The 23,230-nt window shown below is 58.6% G+C and carries 23 protein-coding genes and 1 pseudogene; 17 read left to right on the forward strand and 7 right to left on the reverse strand.

The window, feature by feature from the left end; genetic code table 11:
* Positions 1-140 precede the first annotated feature (140 nt).
* From CAF73_RS14135 to CAF73_RS14165, 7 genes and pseudogenes are all read left to right on the forward strand, one after another.
* Positions 141-1,067 (forward strand): carbohydrate ABC transporter permease, encoded by a 927-nt coding sequence (locus CAF73_RS14135; RefSeq protein ID WP_085696464.1) that lies wholly within the window; start codon positions 141-143, stop codon positions 1,065-1,067.
* Between the two features lie 8 nt (positions 1,068-1,075).
* Positions 1,076-1,906 carry a carbohydrate ABC transporter permease gene (locus CAF73_RS14140; RefSeq protein WP_085703024.1) on the forward strand — a complete coding sequence of 277 codons (831 nt, stop codon included), beginning with the start codon at positions 1,076-1,078 and terminating at the stop codon, positions 1,904-1,906.
* A gap of 23 nt (positions 1,907-1,929) precedes the next feature.
* Complete coding sequence (locus CAF73_RS14145) at positions 1,930-3,033, forward strand: ABC transporter ATP-binding protein (protein WP_085696238.1); 1,104 nt, start codon at positions 1,930-1,932, stop codon at positions 3,031-3,033.
* A gap of 16 nt (positions 3,034-3,049) precedes the next feature.
* Positions 3,050-4,522, forward strand: coding sequence for a mannitol dehydrogenase family protein (locus CAF73_RS14150; RefSeq protein WP_085696239.1), 1,473 nt, complete (start codon positions 3,050-3,052; stop codon positions 4,520-4,522).
* 69 nt (positions 4,523-4,591) lie between these two features.
* Complete coding sequence (xylB, locus tag CAF73_RS14155; protein ID WP_085703025.1) at positions 4,592-6,088, forward strand: xylulokinase; 1,497 nt, start codon at positions 4,592-4,594, stop codon at positions 6,086-6,088.
* Positions 6,089-6,101: 13 nt separating this feature from the next.
* The gene (locus tag CAF73_RS14160; protein ID WP_085703026.1) at positions 6,102-7,040 is read left to right on the forward strand and encodes a carbohydrate kinase; all 939 of its coding nucleotides are present in this window, start codon (positions 6,102-6,104) and stop codon (positions 7,038-7,040) included.
* A 44-nt stretch (positions 7,041-7,084) separates the two neighbouring features.
* Positions 7,085-7,704: pseudogene (locus CAF73_RS14165) on the forward strand (hypothetical protein).
* A 140-nt stretch (positions 7,705-7,844) separates the two neighbouring features.
* On the opposite strand, the gene CAF73_RS14170 reads toward CAF73_RS14165, so the two are convergent.
* Positions 7,845-9,146, reverse strand: coding sequence for an OprD family porin (locus CAF73_RS14170; RefSeq protein WP_085703027.1), 1,302 nt, complete (start codon positions 9,144-9,146; stop codon positions 7,845-7,847).
* A gap of 361 nt (positions 9,147-9,507) precedes the next feature.
* Here CAF73_RS14170 and CAF73_RS14175 point away from each other — a divergent pair, with 361 nt between their 5' ends.
* From CAF73_RS14175 to CAF73_RS14190, 4 genes are read left to right on the forward strand one after another with little or no spacing between them, the layout of a single operon-like run.
* The gene (locus tag CAF73_RS14175; protein WP_085703028.1) at positions 9,508-11,601 is read left to right on the forward strand and encodes a type VI secretion system tip protein VgrG; all 2,094 of its coding nucleotides are present in this window, start codon (positions 9,508-9,510) and stop codon (positions 11,599-11,601) included.
* Positions 11,601-12,437 carry a DUF4123 domain-containing protein gene (locus CAF73_RS14180; RefSeq protein WP_176247734.1) on the forward strand — a complete coding sequence of 279 codons (837 nt, stop codon included), beginning with the start codon at positions 11,601-11,603 and terminating at the stop codon, positions 12,435-12,437. The genes CAF73_RS14175 and CAF73_RS14180 overlap by 1 nt, the downstream gene beginning before the upstream one ends.
* A 55-nt stretch (positions 12,438-12,492) precedes the next feature.
* Positions 12,493-12,972 (forward strand): DUF3304 domain-containing protein, encoded by a 480-nt coding sequence (locus CAF73_RS14185; RefSeq protein ID WP_085703030.1) that lies wholly within the window; start codon positions 12,493-12,495, stop codon positions 12,970-12,972.
* Positions 12,969-14,783, forward strand: coding sequence for a DUF2235 domain-containing protein (locus CAF73_RS14190; RefSeq protein ID WP_085703031.1), 1,815 nt, complete (start codon positions 12,969-12,971; stop codon positions 14,781-14,783). The genes CAF73_RS14185 and CAF73_RS14190 overlap by 4 nt, the downstream gene beginning before the upstream one ends.
* A 187-nt stretch (positions 14,784-14,970) precedes the next feature.
* On the opposite strand, the gene CAF73_RS14195 is transcribed toward CAF73_RS14190, so the two are convergent.
* On the reverse strand, positions 14,971-15,267 hold the full coding sequence (locus CAF73_RS14195; RefSeq protein WP_085703032.1) for a hypothetical protein: 297 nt from the start codon (positions 15,265-15,267) through the stop codon (positions 14,971-14,973).
* A 364-nt stretch (positions 15,268-15,631) separates the two neighbouring features.
* Positions 15,632-15,769 carry a hypothetical protein gene (locus CAF73_RS30190; protein ID WP_170929684.1) on the reverse strand — a complete coding sequence of 46 codons (138 nt, stop codon included), beginning with the start codon at positions 15,767-15,769 and terminating at the stop codon, positions 15,632-15,634.
* Between CAF73_RS30190 and CAF73_RS14205 the strand changes: the two genes are divergently transcribed.
* Together CAF73_RS14205 and CAF73_RS14210 are read left to right on the forward strand one after the other, a co-directional pair.
* Entirely contained in the window at positions 15,762-16,022 is a 261-nt protein-coding gene (locus CAF73_RS14205; RefSeq protein ID WP_085696249.1) for a DUF2790 domain-containing protein, read from the forward strand. The genes CAF73_RS30190 and CAF73_RS14205 overlap by 8 nt on opposite strands.
* A gap of 90 nt (positions 16,023-16,112) precedes the next feature.
* Positions 16,113-16,511 carry a hypothetical protein gene (locus CAF73_RS14210; RefSeq protein ID WP_085703033.1) on the forward strand — a complete coding sequence of 133 codons (399 nt, stop codon included), beginning with the start codon at positions 16,113-16,115 and terminating at the stop codon, positions 16,509-16,511.
* Here CAF73_RS14210 and CAF73_RS14215 read toward each other — a convergent pair.
* Positions 16,508-16,774 carry a DUF1652 domain-containing protein gene (locus CAF73_RS14215; protein ID WP_085696251.1) on the reverse strand — a complete coding sequence of 89 codons (267 nt, stop codon included), beginning with the start codon at positions 16,772-16,774 and terminating at the stop codon, positions 16,508-16,510. The genes CAF73_RS14210 and CAF73_RS14215 overlap by 4 nt on opposite strands.
* Positions 16,775-17,144: 370 nt before the next feature.
* Here CAF73_RS14215 and eco point away from each other — a divergent pair, with 370 nt between their 5' ends.
* From eco to CAF73_RS14230, 3 genes are all read left to right on the forward strand, one after another.
* On the forward strand, positions 17,145-17,630 hold the full coding sequence (eco, locus tag CAF73_RS14220) for a serine protease inhibitor ecotin (protein WP_085703034.1): 486 nt from the start codon (positions 17,145-17,147) through the stop codon (positions 17,628-17,630).
* A gap of 20 nt (positions 17,631-17,650) precedes the next feature.
* Entirely contained in the window at positions 17,651-17,956 is a 306-nt protein-coding gene (locus CAF73_RS14225; RefSeq protein ID WP_085703035.1) for an NIPSNAP family protein, read from the forward strand.
* 70 nt (positions 17,957-18,026) lie between these two features.
* Positions 18,027-18,365: a DUF2834 domain-containing protein gene (locus CAF73_RS14230; RefSeq protein WP_085703036.1), complete on the forward strand. Its 339-nt coding sequence runs from the start codon at positions 18,027-18,029 to the stop codon at positions 18,363-18,365.
* Here the strand turns inward: CAF73_RS14230 and CAF73_RS14235 are convergent.
* Together CAF73_RS14235 and CAF73_RS14240 are read right to left on the reverse strand one after the other, a co-directional pair.
* Positions 18,346-19,269, reverse strand: a complete 924-nt coding sequence (locus tag CAF73_RS14235) for a magnesium transporter CorA family protein (protein WP_085703037.1) — start codon at positions 19,267-19,269, stop codon at positions 18,346-18,348. The genes CAF73_RS14230 and CAF73_RS14235 overlap by 20 nt on opposite strands.
* A 7-nt stretch (positions 19,270-19,276) precedes the next feature.
* Positions 19,277-20,851: a RimK family protein gene (locus tag CAF73_RS14240; protein ID WP_085696255.1), complete on the reverse strand. Its 1,575-nt coding sequence runs from the start codon at positions 20,849-20,851 to the stop codon at positions 19,277-19,279.
* Positions 20,852-20,943: 92 nt separating this feature from the next.
* Between CAF73_RS14240 and CAF73_RS14245 the strand changes: the two genes are divergently transcribed.
* Positions 20,944-22,047, forward strand: a complete 1,104-nt coding sequence (locus tag CAF73_RS14245) for a GNAT family N-acetyltransferase/peptidase C39 family protein (RefSeq protein ID WP_085703038.1) — start codon at positions 20,944-20,946, stop codon at positions 22,045-22,047.
* 5 nt (positions 22,048-22,052) lie between these two features.
* On the opposite strand, the gene CAF73_RS14250 is transcribed toward CAF73_RS14245, so the two are convergent.
* Positions 22,053-23,198, reverse strand: coding sequence for a PQQ-dependent sugar dehydrogenase (locus tag CAF73_RS14250; RefSeq protein ID WP_085696257.1), 1,146 nt, complete (start codon positions 23,196-23,198; stop codon positions 22,053-22,055).
* Between the last annotated feature and the right edge of the window lie 32 nt (positions 23,199-23,230).

Raw genomic sequence — 23,230 nt, forward strand, 5'->3', positions numbered from 1 at the left:
CTCCTGCCTCCTGTGGGAGCGGGCTTGCTCGCGAAAGCGGTGTTTCAGTGAAACATTTGTTGTCTGACACGACGCCTTAGCGAGCCAGCTCGCGCTCACCGGGGATCTCCATAGGTCTGTATGACTCGGTTGTGATCACCATGAATACTTCAACTGCCAAAGCCCACATCGACCTGTCGCAGCCCCGGCGCAAAAGCCGCGTGGCCAATCCCGGCTGGTTCCTGGTCAGCCCTTCGGTGGCCCTGTTGCTGCTGTGGATGATCGTGCCGCTGGGCATGACCGTCTATTTTTCGATGATCCGCTACAACCTGCTCGACCCCGGCGTAAACGAGTTCGTCGGGCTGGAAAACTTCACCTACTTCCTGACTGACTCAGGCTTCATGCCCGGCGCCACCAACACCCTGCTGCTGGTAGGCAGCGTGCTGCTGATCAGCGTGGTGTTCGGCGTGTTGATCAGTGCGTTGCTGGAGGCCAGTGAGTTCTTCGGTCGAGGCATCGTGCGGGTGATGCTGATTTCGCCGTTCTTCATCATGCCCACGGTCGGTGCGCTGATCTGGAAGAACCTGATTTTCCATCCGGTGTCCGGGATCCTCGCCTACATCTGGAAGCTGTTCGGCGCGCAACCGGTGGACTGGCTGGCCCACTACCCGCTGCTGTCGATCATCATCATTGTCTCGTGGCAATGGCTGCCCTTCGCGATCCTGATCCTGATGACCGCCATGCAGTCCCTCGACCAGGAACAGAAGGAAGCCGCCCGCCTCGACGGCGCCGGCCCGATCGCAATCTTCTGGCACCTGACGCTGCCGCACCTGGCACGTCCGATTGCCGTGGTGGTGATGATCGAAACCATCTTCCTGCTGTCGGTGTTCGCCGAAATCTTCACCACCACCAACGGCGGCCCCGGTTACGCGTCGACCAACCTCGCCTACCTGATCTACAACCAGGCGCTGGTGCAGTTCGACGTCGGCATGGCCTCGGCCGGCGGCCTGATCGCCGTGGTCATCGCCAACATCGCCGCGATCATTCTGGTGCGGATGATCGGCAAAAACCTGACTGACAAAGCCTGAGGCCTGCCATGACTCTTCAACAATCCCGCCGGCTGCAAAGCCTGCTGCTCGGCACGCTGGCCTGGGCCATCGCGATCATCATTTTCTTCCCGATCTTCTGGATGGTGCTGACCAGTTTCAAGACCGAAATCGACGCCTTCGCCACACCGCCGCAGTTCATCTTCACGCCGACGCTGGAGAACTACCTGCACATCAATGAGCGCAGCGACTACTTCAGCTTCGCCTTGAACTCGGTGGTGATTTCCTTCAGTGCCACGGCACTTTGCCTGCTGATCGCGGTGCCGGCAGCGTACTCGATGGCGTTCTACGAAACCCAGCGCACCAAGGGCACGCTGCTGTGGATGCTCTCCACCAAGATGTTGCCGCCGGTGGGCGTGCTGATGCCGATCTACCTGCTGGCCAAGAGTTTCGGCCTGCTCGACACGCGCATCGCGCTGATCGTGATCTACACGCTGATCAACCTGCCGATCGTGGTCTGGATGGTTTACACCTACTTCAAGGACATTCCCAAAGACATCCTCGAAGCCGCCCGCCTCGACGGCGCCACCCTCGCACAGGAAATGCTCCGCGTGCTGTTGCCGATCGCCAAGGGCGGCCTCGCGTCGACCGTGCTGCTGTCGCTGATCCTGTGCTGGAACGAGGCGTTCTGGTCGCTGAACCTGACCTCGTCCAAAGCCGCGCCGCTGACCGCGCTGATCGCTTCCTACTCAAGCCCCGAAGGATTGTTCTGGGCCAAGTTGTCGGCCGTCTCGACCCTGGCCTGCGCGCCGATCCTGATCTTCGGCTGGATCAGCCAGAAACAACTGGTGCGCGGCCTGTCGTTCGGCGCCGTCAAATAAGAATTCGCAAAAGGAGCGCCATCATGGCCAACCTGAAAATCAAGAATCTGCAAAAAGGCTTCGAAGGTTTCTCCATCATCAAGGGCATCGACCTTGAGGTGAACGACAAGGAATTCGTGGTGTTCGTCGGCCCGTCGGGCTGCGGCAAATCCACCCTGCTGCGACTGATCGCCGGCCTTGAAGAAGTCAGCGGCGGCACCATCGAACTGGATGGGCGCGACATCACCGAAGTCAGCCCGGCCAAGCGTGACCTGGCGATGGTGTTCCAGACCTACGCGCTGTATCCGCACATGACCGTGAAAAAGAACATGTCGTTTGCCCTCGATCTGGCCGGTGTGCCGAAGGCTGAGGTCGAAAAGAAAGTCGGTGAAGCGGCGCGGATTCTCGAACTGGGCCCGATGCTGGAACGCAAGCCGAAACAGTTGTCCGGCGGCCAGCGTCAGCGTGTGGCCATCGGTCGCGCGATCGTGCGCAACCCGAAAATCTTCCTGTTCGACGAGCCGCTGTCCAACCTCGACGCCGCCCTGCGGGTGCAAATGCGCCTTGAGCTGCTGCGCCTGCACAAGGACCTCAAAGCGACCATGATCTACGTGACCCACGATCAGGTCGAAGCCATGACCATGGCCGACAAGGTCGTGGTGCTCAACGGCGGCAAGATCGAACAGGTCGGTTCGCCGCTGGAGCTGTATCACAACCCCGCCAATCTGTTCGTCGCCGGCTTCCTCGGCACGCCGAAAATGGGCTTCCTCAAAGGCCAGATCGCGCGGATCGATGGCGCGAGCTGCGAAGTTTCGCTGGACGCCGGCACTCGCATCACCCTGCCATTCAACGCGTCGAACCTGAGCGTCGGCAGCGCCGTGACCCTGGGCATTCGCCCGGAACATCTGGAACTGGCGCAACCGGGCGACTGCACCCTGCAAGTCACTGCCGACGTCAGCGAACGGCTGGGCAGCGACACCTTCTGCCACGTCAAGACCAACGCCGGCGAAGCCCTGACCATGCGCGTGCGCGGCGATCTGGCGAGCCGTTACGGCGAACAACTGAACCTGCACCTGGACGCTGCCCACTGCCACCTGTTCGATGCCGACGGCGTGGCGCTGACCCGCCCGCTGCGCGCGGCTGCCTGATTTCGAGACTGACCCGATGAAACTGAACAAGCAAAATCTCAACCGCCTCGCCGCCGAAGTGAAACTGCCGGCCTACAGCCTCAGCGACACCCGCCAGGGCATCGCCCACATTGGCGTCGGCGGTTTCCACCGCGCACATCAGGCGTATTACACCGACGCGCTGATGAACACCGGCGAAGCGCTGGACTGGGCCATTTGCGGCGTCGGCCTGCGCGCCGAAGACCGCCGCGCCCGCGACGACCTCAAGGAACAGGATTACCTGTTCACCCTGTTCGAACTCGGCGACAGCGACGACACCGAAGTCCGCGTCATCGGTGCGATCCGCGACATGCTGCTGGCCGAGGACAGCGCTCAGGCGCTGATCGAAAAACTCGCCGACCCGCAGATCCGTATCGTCTCGCTGACCATCACCGAGGGCGGCTACTGCATTGATGACAGCAACGGCGAGTTCATGGCGCACCTGCCGCAGATTCAGCACGACCTGACTTACCCGCAACAGCCGAAAACCGTGTTCGGTTTCCTCTGTGCCGCGCTGGCCAAGCGACGTGCGGCAGGCATTCCGGCGTTCACGGTGATGTCCTGCGATAACCTGCCGCACAACGGCGCCGTCACCCGCAAGGCGCTGCTGGCCTTCACCTCGCTGCTGGATCCGGACCTGCGTGACTGGATCGACGCCAACGTCAGCTTCCCCAACGCGATGGTCGACCGCATCACCCCCATGACCAGCACTGCGCATCGCCTGCAACTGGCGGACAAACACGCCGTCGACGACGCCTGGCCGGTGGTCTGCGAACCCTTCGTGCAATGGGTGCTGGAAGACAAATTCGTCAACGGCCGCCCGGCCTGGGAAAAGGTCGGCGTGCAATTCACCGACGATGTTTCGCCCTACGAAGAAATGAAGATCAAACTGCTCAACGGCAGCCATCTTGCACTGACTTATCTGGGCTTTTTGAAGGGTTACCGCTTCGTTCACGAAACCATGAACGACCCGCTGTTCGTGCGTTATATGCGCGCCTACATGGATCTGGACGTGACCCCGCAACTGGCGCCGGTGCCGGGCATCGACCTGACCGACTACAAGAACACGCTGGTGGCACGGTTCTCCAATCAGGCGATTGCCGATCAGTTGGAGCGGGTTTGTTCGGATGGTTCGTCGAAGTTTCCCAAGTTCACCATTCCAACGATCAATCGGTTGATTGCCGACGGACAGGAGACCAAACGGGCGGCGTTGGTGGTGGCGGCCTGGGCGCTGTACTTGAAGGGCGTGGACGAGAATGGCGACACTTACTCGATTCCGGATCCTCGGGCCGCGTTCTGTCAGGGGTTGGTGGCGGAGGATGCTTTGATCACTGAGCGGTTGTTGGGGGTTGAAGAAATCTTCGGTACCGCGATACCGCGCTCGAAGGAGTTTGTGGCGGCGTTCGAGTGGTGCCTGAACAGCTTGCGCGAAGAAGGCGTGACTCGCACCCTCGAACACCTGTTGACCTGATCGTTCCCACGCTCTGCGTGGGAATGCAGCCCGGGACGCTCCGCGTCCCTCGATCTGTGTGGAGCGCACATGACAACACAGCAACTGTTCCTCGGCATCGACTGCGGCACTCAAGGCACTAAAGCCATCATCCTCGACACTGTCAGCGGTCAGGTCCTCGGCCAAGGCGCCGCCGCCCACACGATGATCAGCGGCGCCAACGGCCGTCGCGAGCAAGACACCGCGCAATGGCTGGAGGCCTTCGCCCTCGCCACTCGCCGTGCCCTGCTGGCAGCGAAAGTGGACGGCCAGTCGATCCTCGGCATCGGCGTTTCCGGTCAGCAACACGGCTTGGTGCTGCTCGACGAGCAAGGCCAGGTCCTGCGTCCGGCCAAGCTCTGGTGCGACACCGAAACCACGCCTGAAAACGATCGCCTGCTGACTCACCTGGGTGGCGAACAAGGCTCGCTGGAGCGTCTCGGCGTGGTCATCGCGCCGGGCTACACCGTCTCCAAACTGTTGTGGACCAAGGAAAAGCATCCAGAGGTGTTTTCACGCATCGCTCGGATCCTGTTGCCCCACGACTACCTGAATTTCTGGCTCACCGGCCGTGCGTGCAGCGAATACGGTGACGCATCCGGTACCGGCTATTTCAACGTGCGCACCCGCCAGTGGGATTTGCAGCTGCTGCGTGACATCGATGCCAGCGGTCGCCTGCAATCCGCGCTGCCCGAGCTGATCGACGCCCATCAAGCAGTCGGCACGATCCTGCCCGCAATCGCCGAACAGTTGGGCATCAACCCCGATGCATTGGTGTCCAGCGGTGGTGGCGACAACATGATGGGCGCCATCGGCACCGGCAATATTCAGCCGGGTGCGATCACCATGAGCCTCGGTTCTTCCGGCACGGTGTACGCCTACGCCGAAGCGCCAAAGGTCAGTCCGGACGCGTCGGTCGCGACCTTCTGCTCCTCCAGCGGTGGCTGGCTGCCGCTGATCTGCACCATGAACCTGACCAACGCCACCGGCGCGATCCGCGAACTGTTCAACCTTGATCTCGATGCCTTCAACGCTTTGGTGGCCCAGGCCCCGATCGGCGCTGACGGCGTGAGCATGTTGCCGTTCCTCAACGGCGAACGCGTGCCACCCCTTCCCCACGCCACTGGCAGTCTGCATGGGCTGACGATCGATAACCTGACGCAAGCCAATCTTTGCCGCGCGGCGGTCGAAGGCACCACCTTCGGCCTGCGTTATGGACTGGATCTGTTGCGCCAGAATGGTTTACAAAGCCGCAGCATTTGCCTGATCGGCGGCGGCTCGAAAAGTGCGGTGTGGCGCCAGATCGTCGCCGACATCATGAACACCCCGGTGATCTGCACCGAGCAGAGCGAAGCCGCTGCCCTGGGCGCGGCGATTCAGGCGGCGTGGTGCAAGTCGTGGTCGAACGGCCACGAAGACACCCTGGCCGACCTGTGCCAGCGCTGCGTGAAGCTCGACCTGAACAGTGAAACCCTGCCGGTTGCCGCGAATGTCGCGGCGTTCCAGCAGGCCTATGAACGCTATCGACTGCATGTCGCAACCTTATAAAGAGCAAACAACTATGTACCTGGTGTGTGGCGAAGCGCTGTTCGATTTCTTCAGCGATGACGATGCCGGCGGGCAGGCCTCAAAAGTCAATTTCAAGGCGATTGCCGGTGGCTCGCCGTTCAACGTGGCGGTGGGGTTGCGCCGGCTGGGCGTGGATTCGGCGCTGTTCGGCGGGTTGTCCACCGACTACCTCGGCCGGCGCTTGCAACAGGTGCTGCAGGATGAGGGCGTACGTCCGGACTATCTGGTGGATTTCGCTGCGCCGACCACATTGGCGATGGTCGCGGTGGGCGCCAATGGCTCGCCGCATTACAGCTTCCGTGGCGAAGGCTGCGCCGATCGCCAGTTGAGCCTGGCACACCTGCCAACGCTGGGCCCTGAGGTGCGCGGTTTGCACTTCGGTTCCTTCTCGCTGGTGGTGCAACCGATTGCCGATACCTTGCTTGCGCTGGTGCAGCGTGAAAGCGGCAAGCGCCTGATCAGCCTTGACCCGAACGTGCGCCTCAACCCGGAACCGAACATCGACCTGTGGCGCGAACGAATCGCTACGCTGGTGCCGTTGGCAGACTTGATCAAAGTCAGCGACGAAGACTTGAGCCTGCTGTACCCCGAGCAGGACCCGCAGCGCGTCATCGAAGGCTGGCTGCAGCATCGTTGTCAGGTGGTGTTCCTGACCCGTGGCGGTGAAGGTGCGACGGTGTTCAGCCGCGCTCACGGCTCATGGTCGGTGCCGGCGAACTCGGTGAAGATCGCCGATACCGTCGGCGCCGGCGATACCTTCCAGGCCGCGTTGATCACCTGGCTGACCGAGCATGAGCTGGATTCGGTGGAAGGCGTTCAGCACCTGAGCCGCGAACAGATCGACGGCATGCTCGGGTTTGCCGTACAGGCCGCCGCCCTTACATGCAGTAAAACGGGTCCGGATTTGCCTTATCGCCACCAGTTGAGCTGACCGCGTAGACTGGCGCCCTTTTTTGCACGACGGGATGACGGCTTTTGAATTCGGGGCGCACGGTTGGACTGTTGGTATTGGCGGCACTGCTGACCGGTTGCGGAACATCGCCACCGCGTTCGCCGGAAAACCTCTGCGAGATTTCCGCGAAAAGAGTGATTGGTACGACGCGGCGCAAGTCACGCAAAAGCGCTGGGGCGTACCGATCCAGGTGCCGTTCGCGATCATGTATCAGGAGTCCGGCTACCGCTACGACGCCAAGACACCGCGCAAATACCTGCTGTGGGTGATCCCGTGGGGCCGGGTTTCGACGGCCTCGGGCTATGCGCAGGCCAAGGATGAGGTCTGGTCCGATTACCAGAAAAGCACCGGCCGATATGGCGCCGATCGCGAAGACTTCGACGACGCCATCGACTTCGTCGGCTGGTACATGGACAAGACCACCTCGATCAACGGCGTGTACAAGTACGACGCCTACAACCAGTACCTCAACTACCACGAAGGCTGGGGCGGTTTTCGCCAGAAGACCTATGCCAGCAAGGCGTGGCTGATGCCGACTGCGCGCAAGGTGCAGAACCGCTCGGACATGTACGGTCAGCAATACGCGGCGTGCAAGGATGATCTGAATCGCGGGTTCTGGAGCCGGTTCTGGCATTGGCTATAGCGGTAGCCATGAAACCGCATTCGCGAGCAAGCTCGCTCCCACAGGGATTTAGAGTGACCACAATTTAGTGAGCACCCGGGAAACCTGTGGGAGCGAGCTTGCTCGCGATGGCGTCAGCTCAGACACCGCCGACCTATGGGTTACAACACCGAAAAGTTGTAACTCACAATCAACCGGGTCTCATCCACATCCCGGGCAAACTTCTCGTAGTTGGTACGGTAAGTCGCATTGCGCAAACGCAGGCTGACATCCTTGAACGTCCCGGTCTGAATCACATACTTCAACTCGCTGTCGCGTTCCCACTCTTTGCCTTCCTGATCGCTGCCCGGCACCTTGACGTGATCGCCGTTCACGTAACGGGTCAGGAAACTCAGGCCATTGATGCCGATGGCCTTGAAGTCATAGTCATAACGCAGCTGCCATGAACGTTCCTGCGCGGCGGCGAAGTCGTTGACCTGCACGTAGTTCACCAGATACGGGTTGCTGCCATCCAGATATGGCATCGAGTTATCGCCATTCATGCGCTGCCAGCCGGCGCTGAAGGTGTGGCCGCTGATGCCGTAGGACAGCATTGCGCTCAAGGCACGGTTGTCGATGGAGCCGGCCTTGGCATCACCGCTGTCGGCGCTCTTCAGCAAACGCAGATCGGCTTTCAGCACGCCGTCACCCAGCGGCTGATTGGCCAGCAGACCCACAAAGTGCTGGCGATAGATGTCTTCCAGCTCGGCGTAGTGATACTGCGCAGTCAGGCGATCGTTGATCTTGTAGTCGAAGCCGTACATGTCGAAATGATCGGCGGTGGTGTTGCAGGCATAGCGCTTGTTCTTGCAGTGCACGCGGATGTCTTGCGAATCGGTCGAATCCCGCGCGGTGTATTTGTCCAGACGCGCGGCCATGAAGGTCAGGTCCTTCACCTCCTTGGAGGTCAGCATTGCCCCGTTGAACATGGTCGGCAGCAGGCGACCGTCGTTGTACTTGAGCAGCGGCAGATCCGGCAGCAGCGCGCCGTACTTCAGCACGGTGTCCGAGACTTTGACCTTGGCGGTCAGGCCCATTTTTGCGTATTGGCCTTTCGAGCCGCGCGGGTTGTCGCCGCTGGAGGGCAGCAGGCCGCTGTTGCTGCGATCAGGGCTGGTATCGAGCTGGAAGCCCGCCATGCCCAGCGCATCGATACCGAAACCGACAGTGCCTTCGGTGTAGCCCGATTGCAGATTGAGAATGAAGCCCTGCGCCGACTCTTCGCGCTTGGACGCGCCCTGATCATTGGAGGTGTGCCCATCACGGAAATCACGGTTGAAGTACACCGTGCGCGATTCGATCTTCGCCGTGGTGTCTTCGAAAAAACCGCTGGCCTGGACCTGCGCGGTAAAACCGGCGCACAGCACAAAGGCTCCGAAGCCAAGCGACTGGCGCGGGGTGATGAGGGGAAATGGGGGACGCATTGAAAACTCCAACAGGGCAACGATTGCGCAGAGGCGCAAACAACCAGAAATAGCTCCCGTCCCGGGTCGATAAAGAACCGGGAGGCAGTGAACACGCGGGGGTGAAGAGCAATGATGGCAGATGGCTTTGACGTGCTACAGGCGACTTTAGTCTGAAACTGACTGGCTGTTCCTGGACGCTGAGGTTGACGATTGCACGCAATCTCTCGCGCGCAAGTGCCTGTTTCATGGGGCGAAACAGCCGACCTAAGGGTTTTCCCTATGACTTCAGGCCTGTGCTTCTACGGCATTTGCGCCTTGAACGAGGCGGTTTAATCCTGCACCATCCGCCCACGCTAATCCAAAGGACGGAAATAAAGGCATGCTGGACGCCAATGCTACCCACATTACCCTCACGCTCGAAGGCGCCTCCGCCGACCTGCAAGTCCTCAGCTTTACCGGTCGCGAAGCCCTCAACGAACCGTTCCGTTTCGACCTCGAACTGGTCAGCGCCCGCCCCGACCTCAAACTCGAAGAACTCCTGCACAAGCCTGGCTGCCTGACCTTCGGCGCCACTGGCGAGGGCAAGATTCATGGTCTGGTGTACCGCATCGAGCAAGGTGATTCCGGCAAGACCCTGACCCGTTACAGCATCAGTCTGGTGCCGCAACTGGCCTACCTGCGGCACAACCATGACCAGCAGATCTTCCAGCAAATGACGGTGCCGAAGATCATTGCCCAGGTGCTGGAAGATCGCGGGATCCTGTCCGACGCCTACAGCTTCCAGCTCGGTGCCGAGTATCCGGAACGCGACTACTGCGCGCAGTACGACGAATCCGACCTGCATTTCATCCAGCGCCTGTGCGAAGAGGATGGCATTCACTTCCACTTCCAGCACGGCAGCAGCGGCCACAAACTGGTGTTCGGCGACGACCAGACCGTGTTCCGCAAACTGAAACCGGTGAACTACCAGCAAGACTCCGGCATGACCGCCGACAAACCGGTCATCAAGCGCTTCAACCTGCGCCTGGAAACCCGCACCAGCCGCGTCAGCCGCCGCGATTACGATTTCGAAAAACCGAAGATTCTGCCCGAAGGTGCCGTCAAGTCCGCGTTCGCCCCGGACCTGGAGGACTACGACTACCCCGGCCGCTTCACCACGCGTGAGCGCGGCAAGTTCCTATCGACCCGCGCCCTGGAACGCCATCGCAGTGACTACAAACTGGCTGAAGGCAAAAGTGACGAGCCGACCCTGACCACCGGCCACTTCCTGACCCTGGCCGAGCACCCGCGCGCCGAGTGGAACGATTTGTGGCTGCTGCTGGAAATATTCCACGAAGGCAAGCAGCCGCAAGTGCTGGGCGAAAACGTCACCAGCGACGTCACCGACAACAAGAGCGATTTCCACCAGGGCTATCGCAACAGCTTCGTGGCCACCCCGTGGGACGCCCACTACCGCCCTGCCCTCGAACACCCGAAACCGAAAGTCCTCGGCAGCCAGACCGCCATTGTCACCGGCCCCGCCGGCGAAGAAATCCACTGCGACCAGTACGGCCGCGTGAAAGTGCAATTCCACTGGGACCGCGAAGGTCAGGCCGACGACAAGACCACCTGCTGGCTGCGGGTCGCCAGCGGCTGGGCCGGCGCTGCCTACGGCGGCATCGCCATCCCACGGATCGGCATGGAAGTGCTGGTGACCTTCCTCGAAGGCGACCCCGACCAGCCACTGGTGACCGGCTGCCTGTACCACAAGGAAAACGTCGTTCCCTACGACCTGCCGGCGAACAAGACCCGCAGCACCTTCAAGACCCTGAGCTCACCGGGTGGCAAGGGCTACAACGAATTCCGCATCGAAGACAAAAAAGGCGCGGAACAGATCTACATCCATGCCCAGCGCGACTGGGATGAGAACATTGAGCACGACCAGAAGATTCGGGTTGGCAACGAACGGCATGACACGGTCGAAGCCAATGTTTTAAGTGAATTCAAGGTTGAAGAGCACCGCATCACTCATCTGGATCGTGTCAGTGAGATGCGGGCGAATGATCACCTGACCGTGGGCGTGACCCAGCATGTGAAGGTCGGCACCGCGCAGTTCGTTGAAGCGGGCACGGAGATTCATTACCACGCCGGCGACAAGGTCGTGATCGAGGGTGGTATGGAACTGACGGCCAAGGCTGGCGGCAGTTTCGTCAAGGTTGATGCGGGTGGTGTGACCATCAGCGGTGCGGAAGTGAAGGCCAATACTGGTGGTGCGCCGGGGGTGGGTTCTGGCGTTCAGATCCTCGTGCCTTTCATCCCTGGCCTGGCAGCCCTCGACAAGGCCGGACGCTTGATGCAAACCCGGCTGAATCAAAAGATCGAGGCTGAATCGCTGGCCGTCGTGCCGAAGTTGAAGGCGCCGAAAGGCATCTGCGTTGAATGTCTGAAGAAAGCCATGCGGGAAAAACTGGCCCTGCAATCGGGAGCCAATTGATGACGAAGGACGACGCAGCGAAAGCCTGGGCAGAGGCGAATAAAAACGCACAGTCGCGATTCGCAATCGTAGAAACGGGCCTGCTCGCTGAGCCGGCTCGGCAGCAATTTCTCAAATCCGATCCGTCACGCCGCCCCTTGATGCTTCAACCGGAGTTCGCCGAATTGCGCAACTACGGCCCATGGCTCGTGGACGTCAGCGACATGGAATTCGAGGCCTTTCTCGCCCACGAATACTTCACCGGCTGCACCACCATGGCCAGCTGGATCCGCACCGACTGCCCCGCCGACAAATTCGCGGCGCACCTGAGCGACGCCTTGCTGGCAAAAAATGAAGCCGGCGAAGTCCTGATGATCCGCAGCTACGCCCCTGAAGTACTGCCGATGCTCCACGCCCGCGACGATCTGTCCTGGCATGCCTGGCTTTTCGGCCCGTTGCAGGAGTGGTGGGTGCCAGCGGCGGATGAGTGGCAATGCTTCAAAGGGCTTAACCTGGAACAGCCGGGCAAGTACCAGCCGATTTTCCTGGACGCCAAGTTATGGAAGGACATGGAGATCGATCCCCTGCCCTACAACCTGACCACCGAACTGGAAAAAGACGCGCCGGAGGTATTCACCAGTAGCTGCCATGGAGACCGGTTGAAGCAGGTCAAGCACGCGCTGGACGCAGGTCGCGCAGAAGGCTTGTCTGACCCGGAAGACGTCAGCCTGTTTGCCACCCTGCAATTGATGGATCCCGAGTTCCCGGCGAATTGGCCGATGTGGGGAAAAGCCAAAGAGCGGGCTGTTGGGGAGAAGTTGCCGCTTGGGGTTGTGATGAGGGAGTTGTCTGAATGAGTCAACATTTTTCCGTAGAAAGCCGATTGGTGAAAAAGAGCCCTGGAAATATTCAATGTCGTTAAGCCTGAATAATTTGAATCAACGCAGATGGAAGAACCGAGCCTTAGCTATCGGCATCCTTATTATTGCTGCCCCTTTTTTAGCATTTTTCATTTATAGCCAAAACCGAATGCCCGGCGCGGCGTTGACGTCTCATAACTATATGGACAGACCTGTCGGTAGCTACTGGGTAAATGATAACTGGGGTGGAAACGGAGGCGTCACCTGCTGCTGGGACATATCCGGAGAAAATGCCAAATTAGTTTGGATCCTGAGCATGTCAAAAGCTCAGGAGGACCAGGGCATGAAAATAGAGAGACATGAGGCTCTGTTGCCCCTGCCAAAACGTAAAGCCGGAGACGATACATTGCACGTCTATTTTCTCCCCGAAAACAAGATTGAGCTTTTGTGGTCTGCCACGACCCTGGATACGAGGTACGCTCCGGAAAACTCAGCAAATCCTCCATCTGACGGACCAGGAAGTCATCCATGAGCACACCAAAAAACTTGTCTGATGCACAAGCTATCAGCGCGCGTTCAAACACGGACACGGTGGGTAAGAAGAGTTCGGTATTGCCCTGTGAAGCAACTCTTCACGTAGGATTTTTTTTTGACGGCGTCAGTCGAAATCTCGAGAAGGACTTAAGAGAGGACCGAGTTACGAATATTGGACGGCTTTTTCTTGCCTATCCTCATGAAAAGACGGCTGCGCCCTCCGACCCAGCCAACCAGTATCATAAATTCTACATATCCGGGCTCGCTACATCTTTCGACGCTACTTTAGGAACAAACGCAACTACCAGTTCCGCCGACCTCAATGGCGCAGTGAGTAAAGTCAAGGATGATGTCTCAAAGCTGCCTAAGGATAACGCTACAGAAGCGGCTGTCGATGTTGGCAAGGACCTTTTGACGGGAAAAAACTGGTGGGAAAACCTCACGAACAATATAAGACCGAAGAATATTATTTCCACGATTGCCACAGCAGCAGCAAAAGCGTCAGTCGAAGGTGTCTCGCCGGTCCGTGACGACGAAGTTGTTTTTAGCTTACTCAAAACTGGTGTGGATACTCGATTAGAAGCCGCAACAAATCGATTCGAAAAACTCGTTGAAGATGTGAAAAAGGCAAATCCGATTTCGATCAAGAAAATATCTGTGTCGATATTCGGATTCGATTATGGCGCAACACTGGCGCGAGCCTTTGCTCATAAGATATTCGAAGCGTGCGACCCTGGTACTACTACCTACAAAGGCGCAAAACTTGAAGTTATCTTCGCGGGTTTGTTCGATGCGGTCGATAGAAGCATGGAAGCATCTGTCGTTCTTGATTTTTTGCTGCCAATCTCCAATAAAGTCGATGACGGAGAGTGTCTGCCGGGCCCTGTAAAATCAGCCCTTCATCTAGTTGCTGCTCATGAATGCAGGGATAACAGGCGTGCTCGACTGATTGGCACTGGATCACTCACCCCGCGCTGGGAAGAGCGCTTGGTTCCAGGAACAAGTTTTGATGTAGGGGGAGGACTAAAAAAAGACAGTACCCCTCACAGTCGCGAACTACACATGGCAGCTCTGCACGATATGTACCGCGCAGCCTACAGTGCCGGAGTTCCCTTCCCTTCGATGGCAAAGCTCCAGGAAAAAGATAGATACGTGTCCAGTTTCTTCGAGTTACACGACCACATTAATGGCACAAGCGCCATTGAGGCGAGTAATCGATACATTTCCAAGGCTGGCAATAAAAAAGTTTCTGCCGATGCCTTTCTCGCCCATCGCCGTCTTTATATTCAAAGACTTCGCGGACTGTGGGAGTTGTACAGTGAGCAACACCGTGCTTATTCCGAGGAAGAAGAGCGTTTGGAGCGACCGGTTTTTGGTGAAAATGGATCTTTCAAGCGCATGTTGGGAATGGGTAGCGAAACCGAAGCTCAAGCCAAAAAGCGTGATACGTCTCTAAAACAGACACGTGAGAGCAAAGAAAGTCTTCGCGCTGAGCTTGGTTGGCTTGAGGAAGTTGATAGAGAAGCCAAACGTCTGCGCATCGGACTTGCTTCGAAATCAGAAAAGGCATTATTGGATGAATGGTTTGCCCCGCAACCAAAGGGCCTCAGCTTCGACATCGAAGATCTTCTGGAGCTCTATCTGAGTGATAGATTCATGATAAACAATATGACGCAATCCCCGAGCACAATAAAATATTTCCTGGTTCGAGAGTTCGATATTCCTGATTTGAAAAAGACTAAAGGAATGTCGCCAGACTACATGGAGCAAATGATGCGTAAGCCATCGACGCAATCGTCAGGCGCTTAGAGTCGAAGTAAGGATAGTCTAAGGTTAGGCTCAAATTGCCCCCTGACAGACTAGTTTGGATATCTTTGATTTCATAAATGATCCAGTCCCGGATGAAGAGCCTCGCCTTTAGCTCATCGAAAGCCTCCAACAGCATCACGGGCAGATAATGCTTCTGCCCGTGAATACTAGGCCGCTTTTCAAACCATCAAACCGGAGCCTGCCAGCTCAACATTTTCTGCTGCGCAACTTGCAGCAAATCACTGCCATCCTGCGTCAGCAGGTATAGCGCATGGGTGATGTGGGGAATGTCCTGGACATCGGCGTGTTTGAAGCACAGGCAGTGCAGGGTTTCGAGCAGGTCGGCGGCGGCGCGTACGCGCTGGACGGCGGCTTCGAAGATGTCTTGGGGGTTGGCTTGGGTGTCGATGACCAGCGGTGCGCTGTCGGTGACGCCGCTGTTGAGCGGGAGATAGCGGGAGGAGCTTAGTTTCAGGATTGGCATTGGAATTACTCAAGGCAGCTTGAAAGTAACCGCCAGCACCGTGACCAAACGATGGGGAGGCGGACTGTGAACAGGCTTGGTCAACCGAGAACCACCTGACTCGGCTCGCCCGAAGGCGACCCTGCACACAGCCGCCACAGCAATGCACTCCACGGACACGAATGTTCGTCGGGGCGAATAATGGCACACATGCACAGGTGATTACGTTAGGTGACCAAACCTAAGCCGCTGATTTTGCAGCGACACCAAACCATAACCGCCCCACTCCAGCCCCCGAAAGCAGACAAGGCATCCACCCTTGTAGGAATCCGCCGAGACTCCCCCGTGAAACAATCCCCGTCCGGACAGCCGGCGTTCAGCCCGGTTAACCATCGCTTAACGCCGCGGTCAAAAACTCTACTGAACCGCACGCCCTCAGTCCCTGGCTGATGCCCAGTGCGGCAGGTTTGGCTTGCAACATGCCGAACTCATTTTCCGTCGCACCGGAGTCCATCATGAACATTCGTCCGTTCCTGCTCACCACTGCCCTCGCCTGCACCGCGTTTGCCGGGCTGGCCCAGGCCAATGACACCGCCAAGGCTGTTCCCTATGAATACGGCATGCCGTTGCATGTCGCCAAAGTGGTATCCCTGACTGAGCCGCCGACACAGGAATGCAAGGTCATCACCGCCGACATGAAGTACATCGACAACGCCGGCAAACCCGAGCAAATCAGTTACCGGAAATTATCTGACGCGTGCAGCTTCCAAAACTGACAGAAAGCTCTGATTTGCGGCTTTGCGGTAGGCGAACACGGGTCTCGAAGGGTATGCTCGGGGCCCTCCTCACTGCCGCAAGGATTCGCCATGCAGTTGTCGTTTCGCACGCTCTCGACCCTCACTTTCTCCCTGTGTTTTCTGCTGTCTTTGGCGTGGGGGCTGGCGCCACAGATGTTGCTGGCGATCTGGAGTATTGAGTACACAGAGGCAGCAGGATTTGTTGCACGACGCATGGCGGTGCTGTTTGCGGCGCTGGGGGTGATGTTTTATCTGGTGCGCAACGCCCCGGTGTCGATCGCGCGTAATGCGCTGAGCAACGGCTTTATCGTCGGCTGTTTTGGCCTGGCGGTGCTGGGTTTTGCTGAATGGCTCAACGGCCACGCCGGCCCCGGGATTCTGCTCGCGGTGCTGGTAGAGTTCGCGCTGGGCCTTGGCTTCTTGCAGGCCCGGCGCGTGACGGTCGAACTGGGTGAAACAGTCAGTTAAACGACTCGGGATCGCGGCACTGAATGGATTGCCGATTGTTGCGCAAGATCCGAGCGCAACCCGGCGATCAGGCCGTTGATTTCGCGACAGCTGTTCAGATGACTGGCATCAATGCCACTCACCAGCAGCTCAACCTGATCGGTCTTGTGATCGCCATACACCTTGACGGTCATCGACAGATCCGGGGACAGCGTGCACTGACAGCGTTTCGGTAGAAAGCTGCTTTCAATGATGTTGCGGAGTTCCAAGGCAGACAGAAACATGGCGAAACCTCTCCTTACTGTGAGACTGCCAATCAAGTATTCACGTCGACCGTTGCCACAGTTTCCCACGGGTGTATCCCCGCTGAATCCTTGGGTGTGACAAGCGGCTGTACTGCGAAAGCCCATTGGAGTGTAGGCGCCCAAACTCGGTGCGCTGCACCAAATCAACGCATAAAACGTGCCTTTCATCAGGTTGCATTCACCTCCTTGCAAATCAATGACTTGGCAAAAAGACAGGCAACTGGCCAGTTGCAAAATGCAAGATCCGATCGTGCAGGCACTGCAATTTGCATGCGGCTGGCGGTTTGCATTCATCCCCTGTGACAGTGAGAATGCCCGTCAACCAACGTACACCCGCCAGGAGGCTTCAATGGGAAATTTCACTGTTTACGCGACCGCCGGCCTGATGCTCGCCAGCCTGTCCACCCTCACCCACGCCGCCAAGCTTGAAGACACCGCGCCTTATCCGAAGGCTGAAGCGGGCTTCACGCGCCAAGTCATCCACCTGCCGCAACAGGCCCAGGAAGAAAACTTCAAAGTCGAAATCCTCGCCGGCAAGACCCTCGAAGTCGACTGCAACCGCCAGCGCCTGGGCGGCACCCTCGAAGAGAAAAACCTCGAAGGCTGGGGCTATCCGTTCTATCGCCTGGAAAAAGTCAGCGGCCCGATGAGCACCCTGATGGCCTGCCCACCCGGCACCCAGAAAAAGCGTGCGTTCGTACCGGTCATCGGTGACGGCTTCACCGTGCGCTACAACAGCAAGCTGCCAATCGTGGTTTACGCACCGTCGGACGTCGAAGTGCGTTATCGCATCTGGTCGGCCTCGGAAAAAGTCGGCACCGCCATTCCCGAGTAACTCGCCAAGGAGCAGCGGCATTGATTACCTGCCACGTCAGATACGTGATTGACCCCTACCAGCTGGACGCATTCGAAGCCTACGCCAAGACTTGGCTCGGCATCGTCGAACGGCTGGGCGGAACGCATCACGGCTACTTCCTGCCCTCGGAAGGCGCGAGCAATATCGCGTATTGCCTGTTCAGTTTCCCGTCGCTGGCGGATTACGAAAGCTATCGCCACATCGCACTGACCGACCCGGAAAGCACGGCACTGGTGGCCGATCTGGTCGAAAAGAAGTTCATCGTCAGCTACGAACGCAGTTTTCTGCGCCCACTGCTGCCCTGAATGCTTCAACTGCCAACGGCTGACAGCTGCTCTGCCGGAAACTCCGACTCATCTGACCAAGGAAGGATTAATGATGTCCATCGCCCTGCCCCTCACTGCATTGATTGCCTTCAGCGGCTACACCGTTTCCGTGATGCTGCAAGCCGAGCAATCGCTGATCGACTTCGGCATCAGCCTGATGTCGCGGCCGGACACTGCGCAGGTGGTAATCGATCTCTATCTGCTGGCAACACTGGCCGGCGTCTGGATGTACAAGGACGCGCGCAAGCGTGGGCAGTCGGGCTGGTCAGTGGTGCCGTATCTGTTGCTGACGGCGGTGTTTGTATCAGTCGGGCCGTTGTTGTACCTGGTTGTTCGGGGCCTGCAGGATCGCAAACGCCCGGCCCCGGTCATTTCGCCAGCCGCCTGAGCCCGAACAGCATCCCGCCCGCCCCCAACAGCATCGCCGCCAGGAATAACGGGTACGACACCCACCATGGCGTGCCGGCGGTCATCATGCTGAATTCCGACATGCCGCCAATGCTCGCAATCAGGTTGAGCGGCAGGAACACCACGTTGATCAACGTGAGTTTGCGCAGCAGGTTGTTCATGCTGTTGTTCATCAGGTTGCCCCGAGCGTCGATCAGCCCGGAGAACACCGTCGAGTAGATTTCCGCCTGCTTGTAGCACTGGTTGTTTTCGATGATCAGATCGTCGATCAGGCCAATTGCTTCGCTGCCGAAATGCTGTTTTTCCGCGTGATTGCGCAGGCGTGTGAGTACCGCGCCATTGCTGTGCAGGGCGTTGATGTAATAGATCAGGCTTTCGCTGAGGTTGAACATCTGCACCAGATGCTGGTTCTGCATCGAGGCGTTGAATTTCTGCTGCAACTCCCGGGCGACCAGTTTGATCACCTTCAAGTGCCCAAGGTAGTGATGGATGTTGTTGAACAGCAGGTCCAGCAACACATCCAGCGGCGTATTGAGTGGTCGGCCCGTGCCGAGACCGTGCAGCGGCGTGTCGTCGGTGGCGATCAACAGCAACTGACCTGGTGAAAACAGCAATCCGCACGACGACACCTCGAAGGCCAGGCTGCCGCCGCCGGAATAGTTCTCCGGGCGCTTCCAGATCAGGAACAGATGATCGGGATGGAATTCAATCCGCGACACCTCGTCCGGGTCCAGCGCCGAGGCCAGCGCGTGTTCATCGAGTTTGAAGTGACTGTGGAGCAAATCGCGCTCGGCAGCGTCCGGGTCGCTGAACAGCATCACCTCGGCGTCCAGTCGCTCGACCCGCTGCAAGGCGCCGTGATTGAGTGCAAAGCTGTTGATCATCGGCCGGTCACCAGGCCTGGCCACGGCGCTTGAGTTCGAGGCGCCGCACAAATTCTTCCAACACGAGTGAATACAGATCGTCCTGCAAATAAGCGTCTTCGATGCCGGCGTCGAGGTTCGGGTTGTCGTTGACCTCGATCACCACCACCTTGTCGCCCGCCTGTTTCAAATCGACGCCGTAAAGTCCGTCGCCGATCAGGTTGGCGGTCTTCACCGCCAGTTCCACCACCGCGCGCGGTGCTTCGTGGATCGCCAACGTGCGGCACTCGCCGTTGACGTCCTGGCCCTTGGCCTTGTGGTTGTAAATCTGCCAATGGCCCTTGGACATGAAGTACTGGCAGGCAAAGATCGGTTTGCGGTTGAGCACGCCGATGCGCCAGTCGTACTCGGTGTAAAAAAACTCCTGGGCCAGCAACAACACCGAATGTTCGAACAGCTCGGCGGTGGCGTCCAGCAAGGCCTGCTGGCTCTCGACCTTGATCACGCCACGGGAGAAGCAACCATCCGGGATCTTCAATACCAGTGGAAAGCCGAGGCGCTCGCCGACTCGCTCGAAATCTTCGGGTCGTTCCTTGTAGAGGATTTCCGTAGCCGGCATGCCCAGTTGATGGCTGTTGAGCAGATCCGTGAGATAGACCTTATTTGTGCAGCGCAGGATCGACGTCGGATCATCCATCACCACCAGCCCCTCACTTTCGGCCTTCTTGGCGAAGCGGTAAGTGTGGTTGTCGACGCTAGTGGTCTCGCGGATCAGCAAGCCGTCGTATTCGGCCAGCCTTGCGTAGTCCTTGCGTTCGATCAGTTCGACATCGATGCCCATGCCCTTGCCGACCCGCACAAAGTTTTCCAGTGCCCGAGCGTTGGACGGCGGTAACGCCTCCTGCGGATCATGCAGGATCGCCAGGTCATAACGCGCCACTTGCGGCGAACGCGGAACTCGCCAGATCTTGCGACTGAAGCCGTCCAGCGCATTGGCGAACTGGTCTTCCTGATCGTCACGCAACTTATGCAAGGCACCGGATTTTATACCTTCGATGTGCCAACCGTTAGTTCGGCGAAATTCAACTAACAGAATCGGACACGGGAATACTTCGAATAATTGCCGGGCGAGATCCTGCAACGGTTCGATATGCGTTTTGCCGAAATAAAGTGTGAGGGTAAAACCTTCGGTATCGCTATAGAGATGATGGCTGAGGGCTTTTTCCAGGGTTTTATCCAGGTCATCCAGGGCCAGACCATAAAGAGATTTTCGGGTCAGCTCGCTGATGGTCCGCACCGAAGGAATCACCTTGTGCCCCCGGGCCTCGGCCAGCAGCGAGCAGTAGTAGCCGTGGCCCAGGTACTTGTAACTTCGGCACAGATTGATCACCTGCACCCGTTTTCCCTGCTCGTTGTCGGGTGGTTGTTCGAGGTATTCCTGGGCCGTCAGGATGTCCTCGCTGGGAAAATACGAAGCCCAGTCTTCCTTGCGTTCGACGATGATCAACACTTGGCTGGAAGTTCTGATCTGCGGTTTTAAATAAGTTGCCGGTGGCAAACTTTGAATGGATACTTCGCGCCAATGACCCTGTACCGCTGACATAGAAATTGATCCGTTGGAGAACAAGACCTTTTCTATTAAGCACGAAGTTTTTCGAAAGTCCCGTTTCGTTACGCAACTTTTACGGTGGTCATATGAATGCTGTTTTTCGCCTGGCAGTCGTTGAGGATTTGCCAGCATTGCTCACGCTGGAGATGCACTGTTTCACCACAGACCGGCTCACGCGCCGCAGTTTCCAATGGATGATCACCCGGGCACACGGGCAATTGTGGGTGGCCGAACGCGAGGGACAACTGGCCGGTTATGCGCTGGTGCTGTTTCATCGCGGCACTTCACTGGCCCGGCTGTATTCCATTGCGATTGCGCCCGAAGCGCGCGGCGGCGGTCTGGGCAAACAACTGCTGCAACGGATCGAGGCCTGTGCGCTTGAGCACGATTGCGCGTACCTGCGGCTGGAAGTGCGCACCGACAATCCCGCCGCCATTGCCCTGTATGAGCGCAACGGCTACCGGCGCTTCGCGCTGATCCATGACTACTACGAGGATCACGCCGACGCGCTGCGGCTGGAGAAACGCATTCTCCAGCACCGCGATTCACGCGACATCAAGGTCCCCTATTACCGCCAAACCACCGATTTCACCTGCGGCCCGGCCTGCCTGCTGATGGCCATGGGGGCGTTGCAAGCCGATCGCTTGCTGGAGCGACGCGAGGAATTGCAGTTGTGGCGCGAGGCAACCACGGTGTTCATGACCGCCGGCCACGGCGGTTGCAGCCCGCAAGGCCTGGCACTGGCGGCCTGGCGCCGGGGTTTTACAGTGCGTTTGCAACTGAGCATGACCGGCCCGCTGTTTCTCGACGGAGTGCGGGACGCGCATAAAAAAGACGTCATGCGCCTGGTGCACGACGAGTTCATGGCGCAGCTGAACGACTCCGATGTCGTTCAACTCATTGGCGGAACGCAGGACCTGCCGGCGCTACTGGCCGACGGTGGGCAGCCTCTGGTGCTGATCAGCAGCTATCGCCTGACTCGTTCCAAGTCGCCGCACTGGGTAATCGTCACCGACTGCGATGAAGACTTTGTCTACCTGCACGACCCGGATGTCGATCACAGCCAGCACCGTCAGCCCATGGACTGCCAGCACGTGCCGGTCAGCCATGGGGAGTTCGAGAAGATGTGCCGCTTCGGTCGTGGCAAATTGCGGGCGGCGGTTGTGCTCTATGCCCGCTCATCCGCATGAAGGATTCATTTGAGTCCGACTTTGTACAGCGAACCGTCGGACTCATCGGTCAGCACATAGAGGTAACCATCCGGCCCTTGGCGCACATCACGGATCCGCTGTTTCAGTTCGCCCAGCAAGCGCTCTTCATGCACCACCCTGTCGCCGTCGAACTGCAGGCGGATCAGTTCCTGCGTCACCAGCGCACCGATGAAAACGTTGTGCTGCCACGGCTTGAAGCGATCGGCATCGTAGAACGCCATCCCGGTAACGCCCGGGGACTTTTCCCAGACATGGTGCGGCCCTACCGTGCCTTCGGCGGTCTTGCCCTTGGCTTCCGGAATCGGTTGCATGGAGTAGTTGATGCCGTGAGTCGCCAGCGGCCAGCCGTAGTTCTTGCCGCGCTCGATGATGTTCACCTCATCGCCGCCGCGCGGACCGTGCTCGTTTTCCCAAACGGTGCCGGTCCACGGGTTGAGCGCGGCGCCCTGGGGATTGCGGTGGCCGTAGGACCAGATCTCCGGGCGCACGCCGGACTGGCCGACAAAGGGATTGTCATCGGGTACTTTGCCGTCGGGGTAGATCCGCACGACCTTGCCTTGCAGCTTGTCCAGATCCTGCGCGGTCGGGCGGTCATTGTTTTCGCCCAGGGTGATGAACAGGTAACCATCCCGGTCAAACACCAGCCGCGAGCCGAAGTGGTTGCCGACCGACAGCTTCGGCTCCTGGCGGAAGATCACGTTGAAGTCCTTCAGGCTTTTCAGGTCATCCGAAAGGCGCCCGCGCCCCACCGCCGTTCCGGCCTTGTCACCCGCACCGCCGCCCTCGGCGTAGGACAGGTAAACGAGGCGATCCTGTTTGAAATCCGGTGACAGCACCACATCGAGCAATCCGCCCTGCCCCTTGGCCCAGACGTCCGGTACACCGGTGATCGGCGCAGACAGCTTGCCGCCGGCATCCACCACCCGCAGGTTACCGGGGCGTTCGGTCACCAGCATGCCCTGACGATCCGGCAGGAAAGCCAAGGCCCATGGATGCTTGAGCCCTTGGGTAATCGTCGTGACTTCAAGGGTGCCCTGCTCGCTTTGCAGCTCTTTGGGAGCGGCGGCGAACGCCGGGGCTGAGATCAGTGCGCTGGCACATAGACCGGCCAGAAGGGTTTTACGCAACATGCACGATTCCTTTTGTTCGTTTGAAGGGCTGA

The sequence above is a fragment of the Pseudomonas sp. B15(2017) genome (assembly GCF_002113215.1).
Taxonomy (GTDB): domain Bacteria; phylum Pseudomonadota; class Gammaproteobacteria; order Pseudomonadales; family Pseudomonadaceae; genus Aquipseudomonas.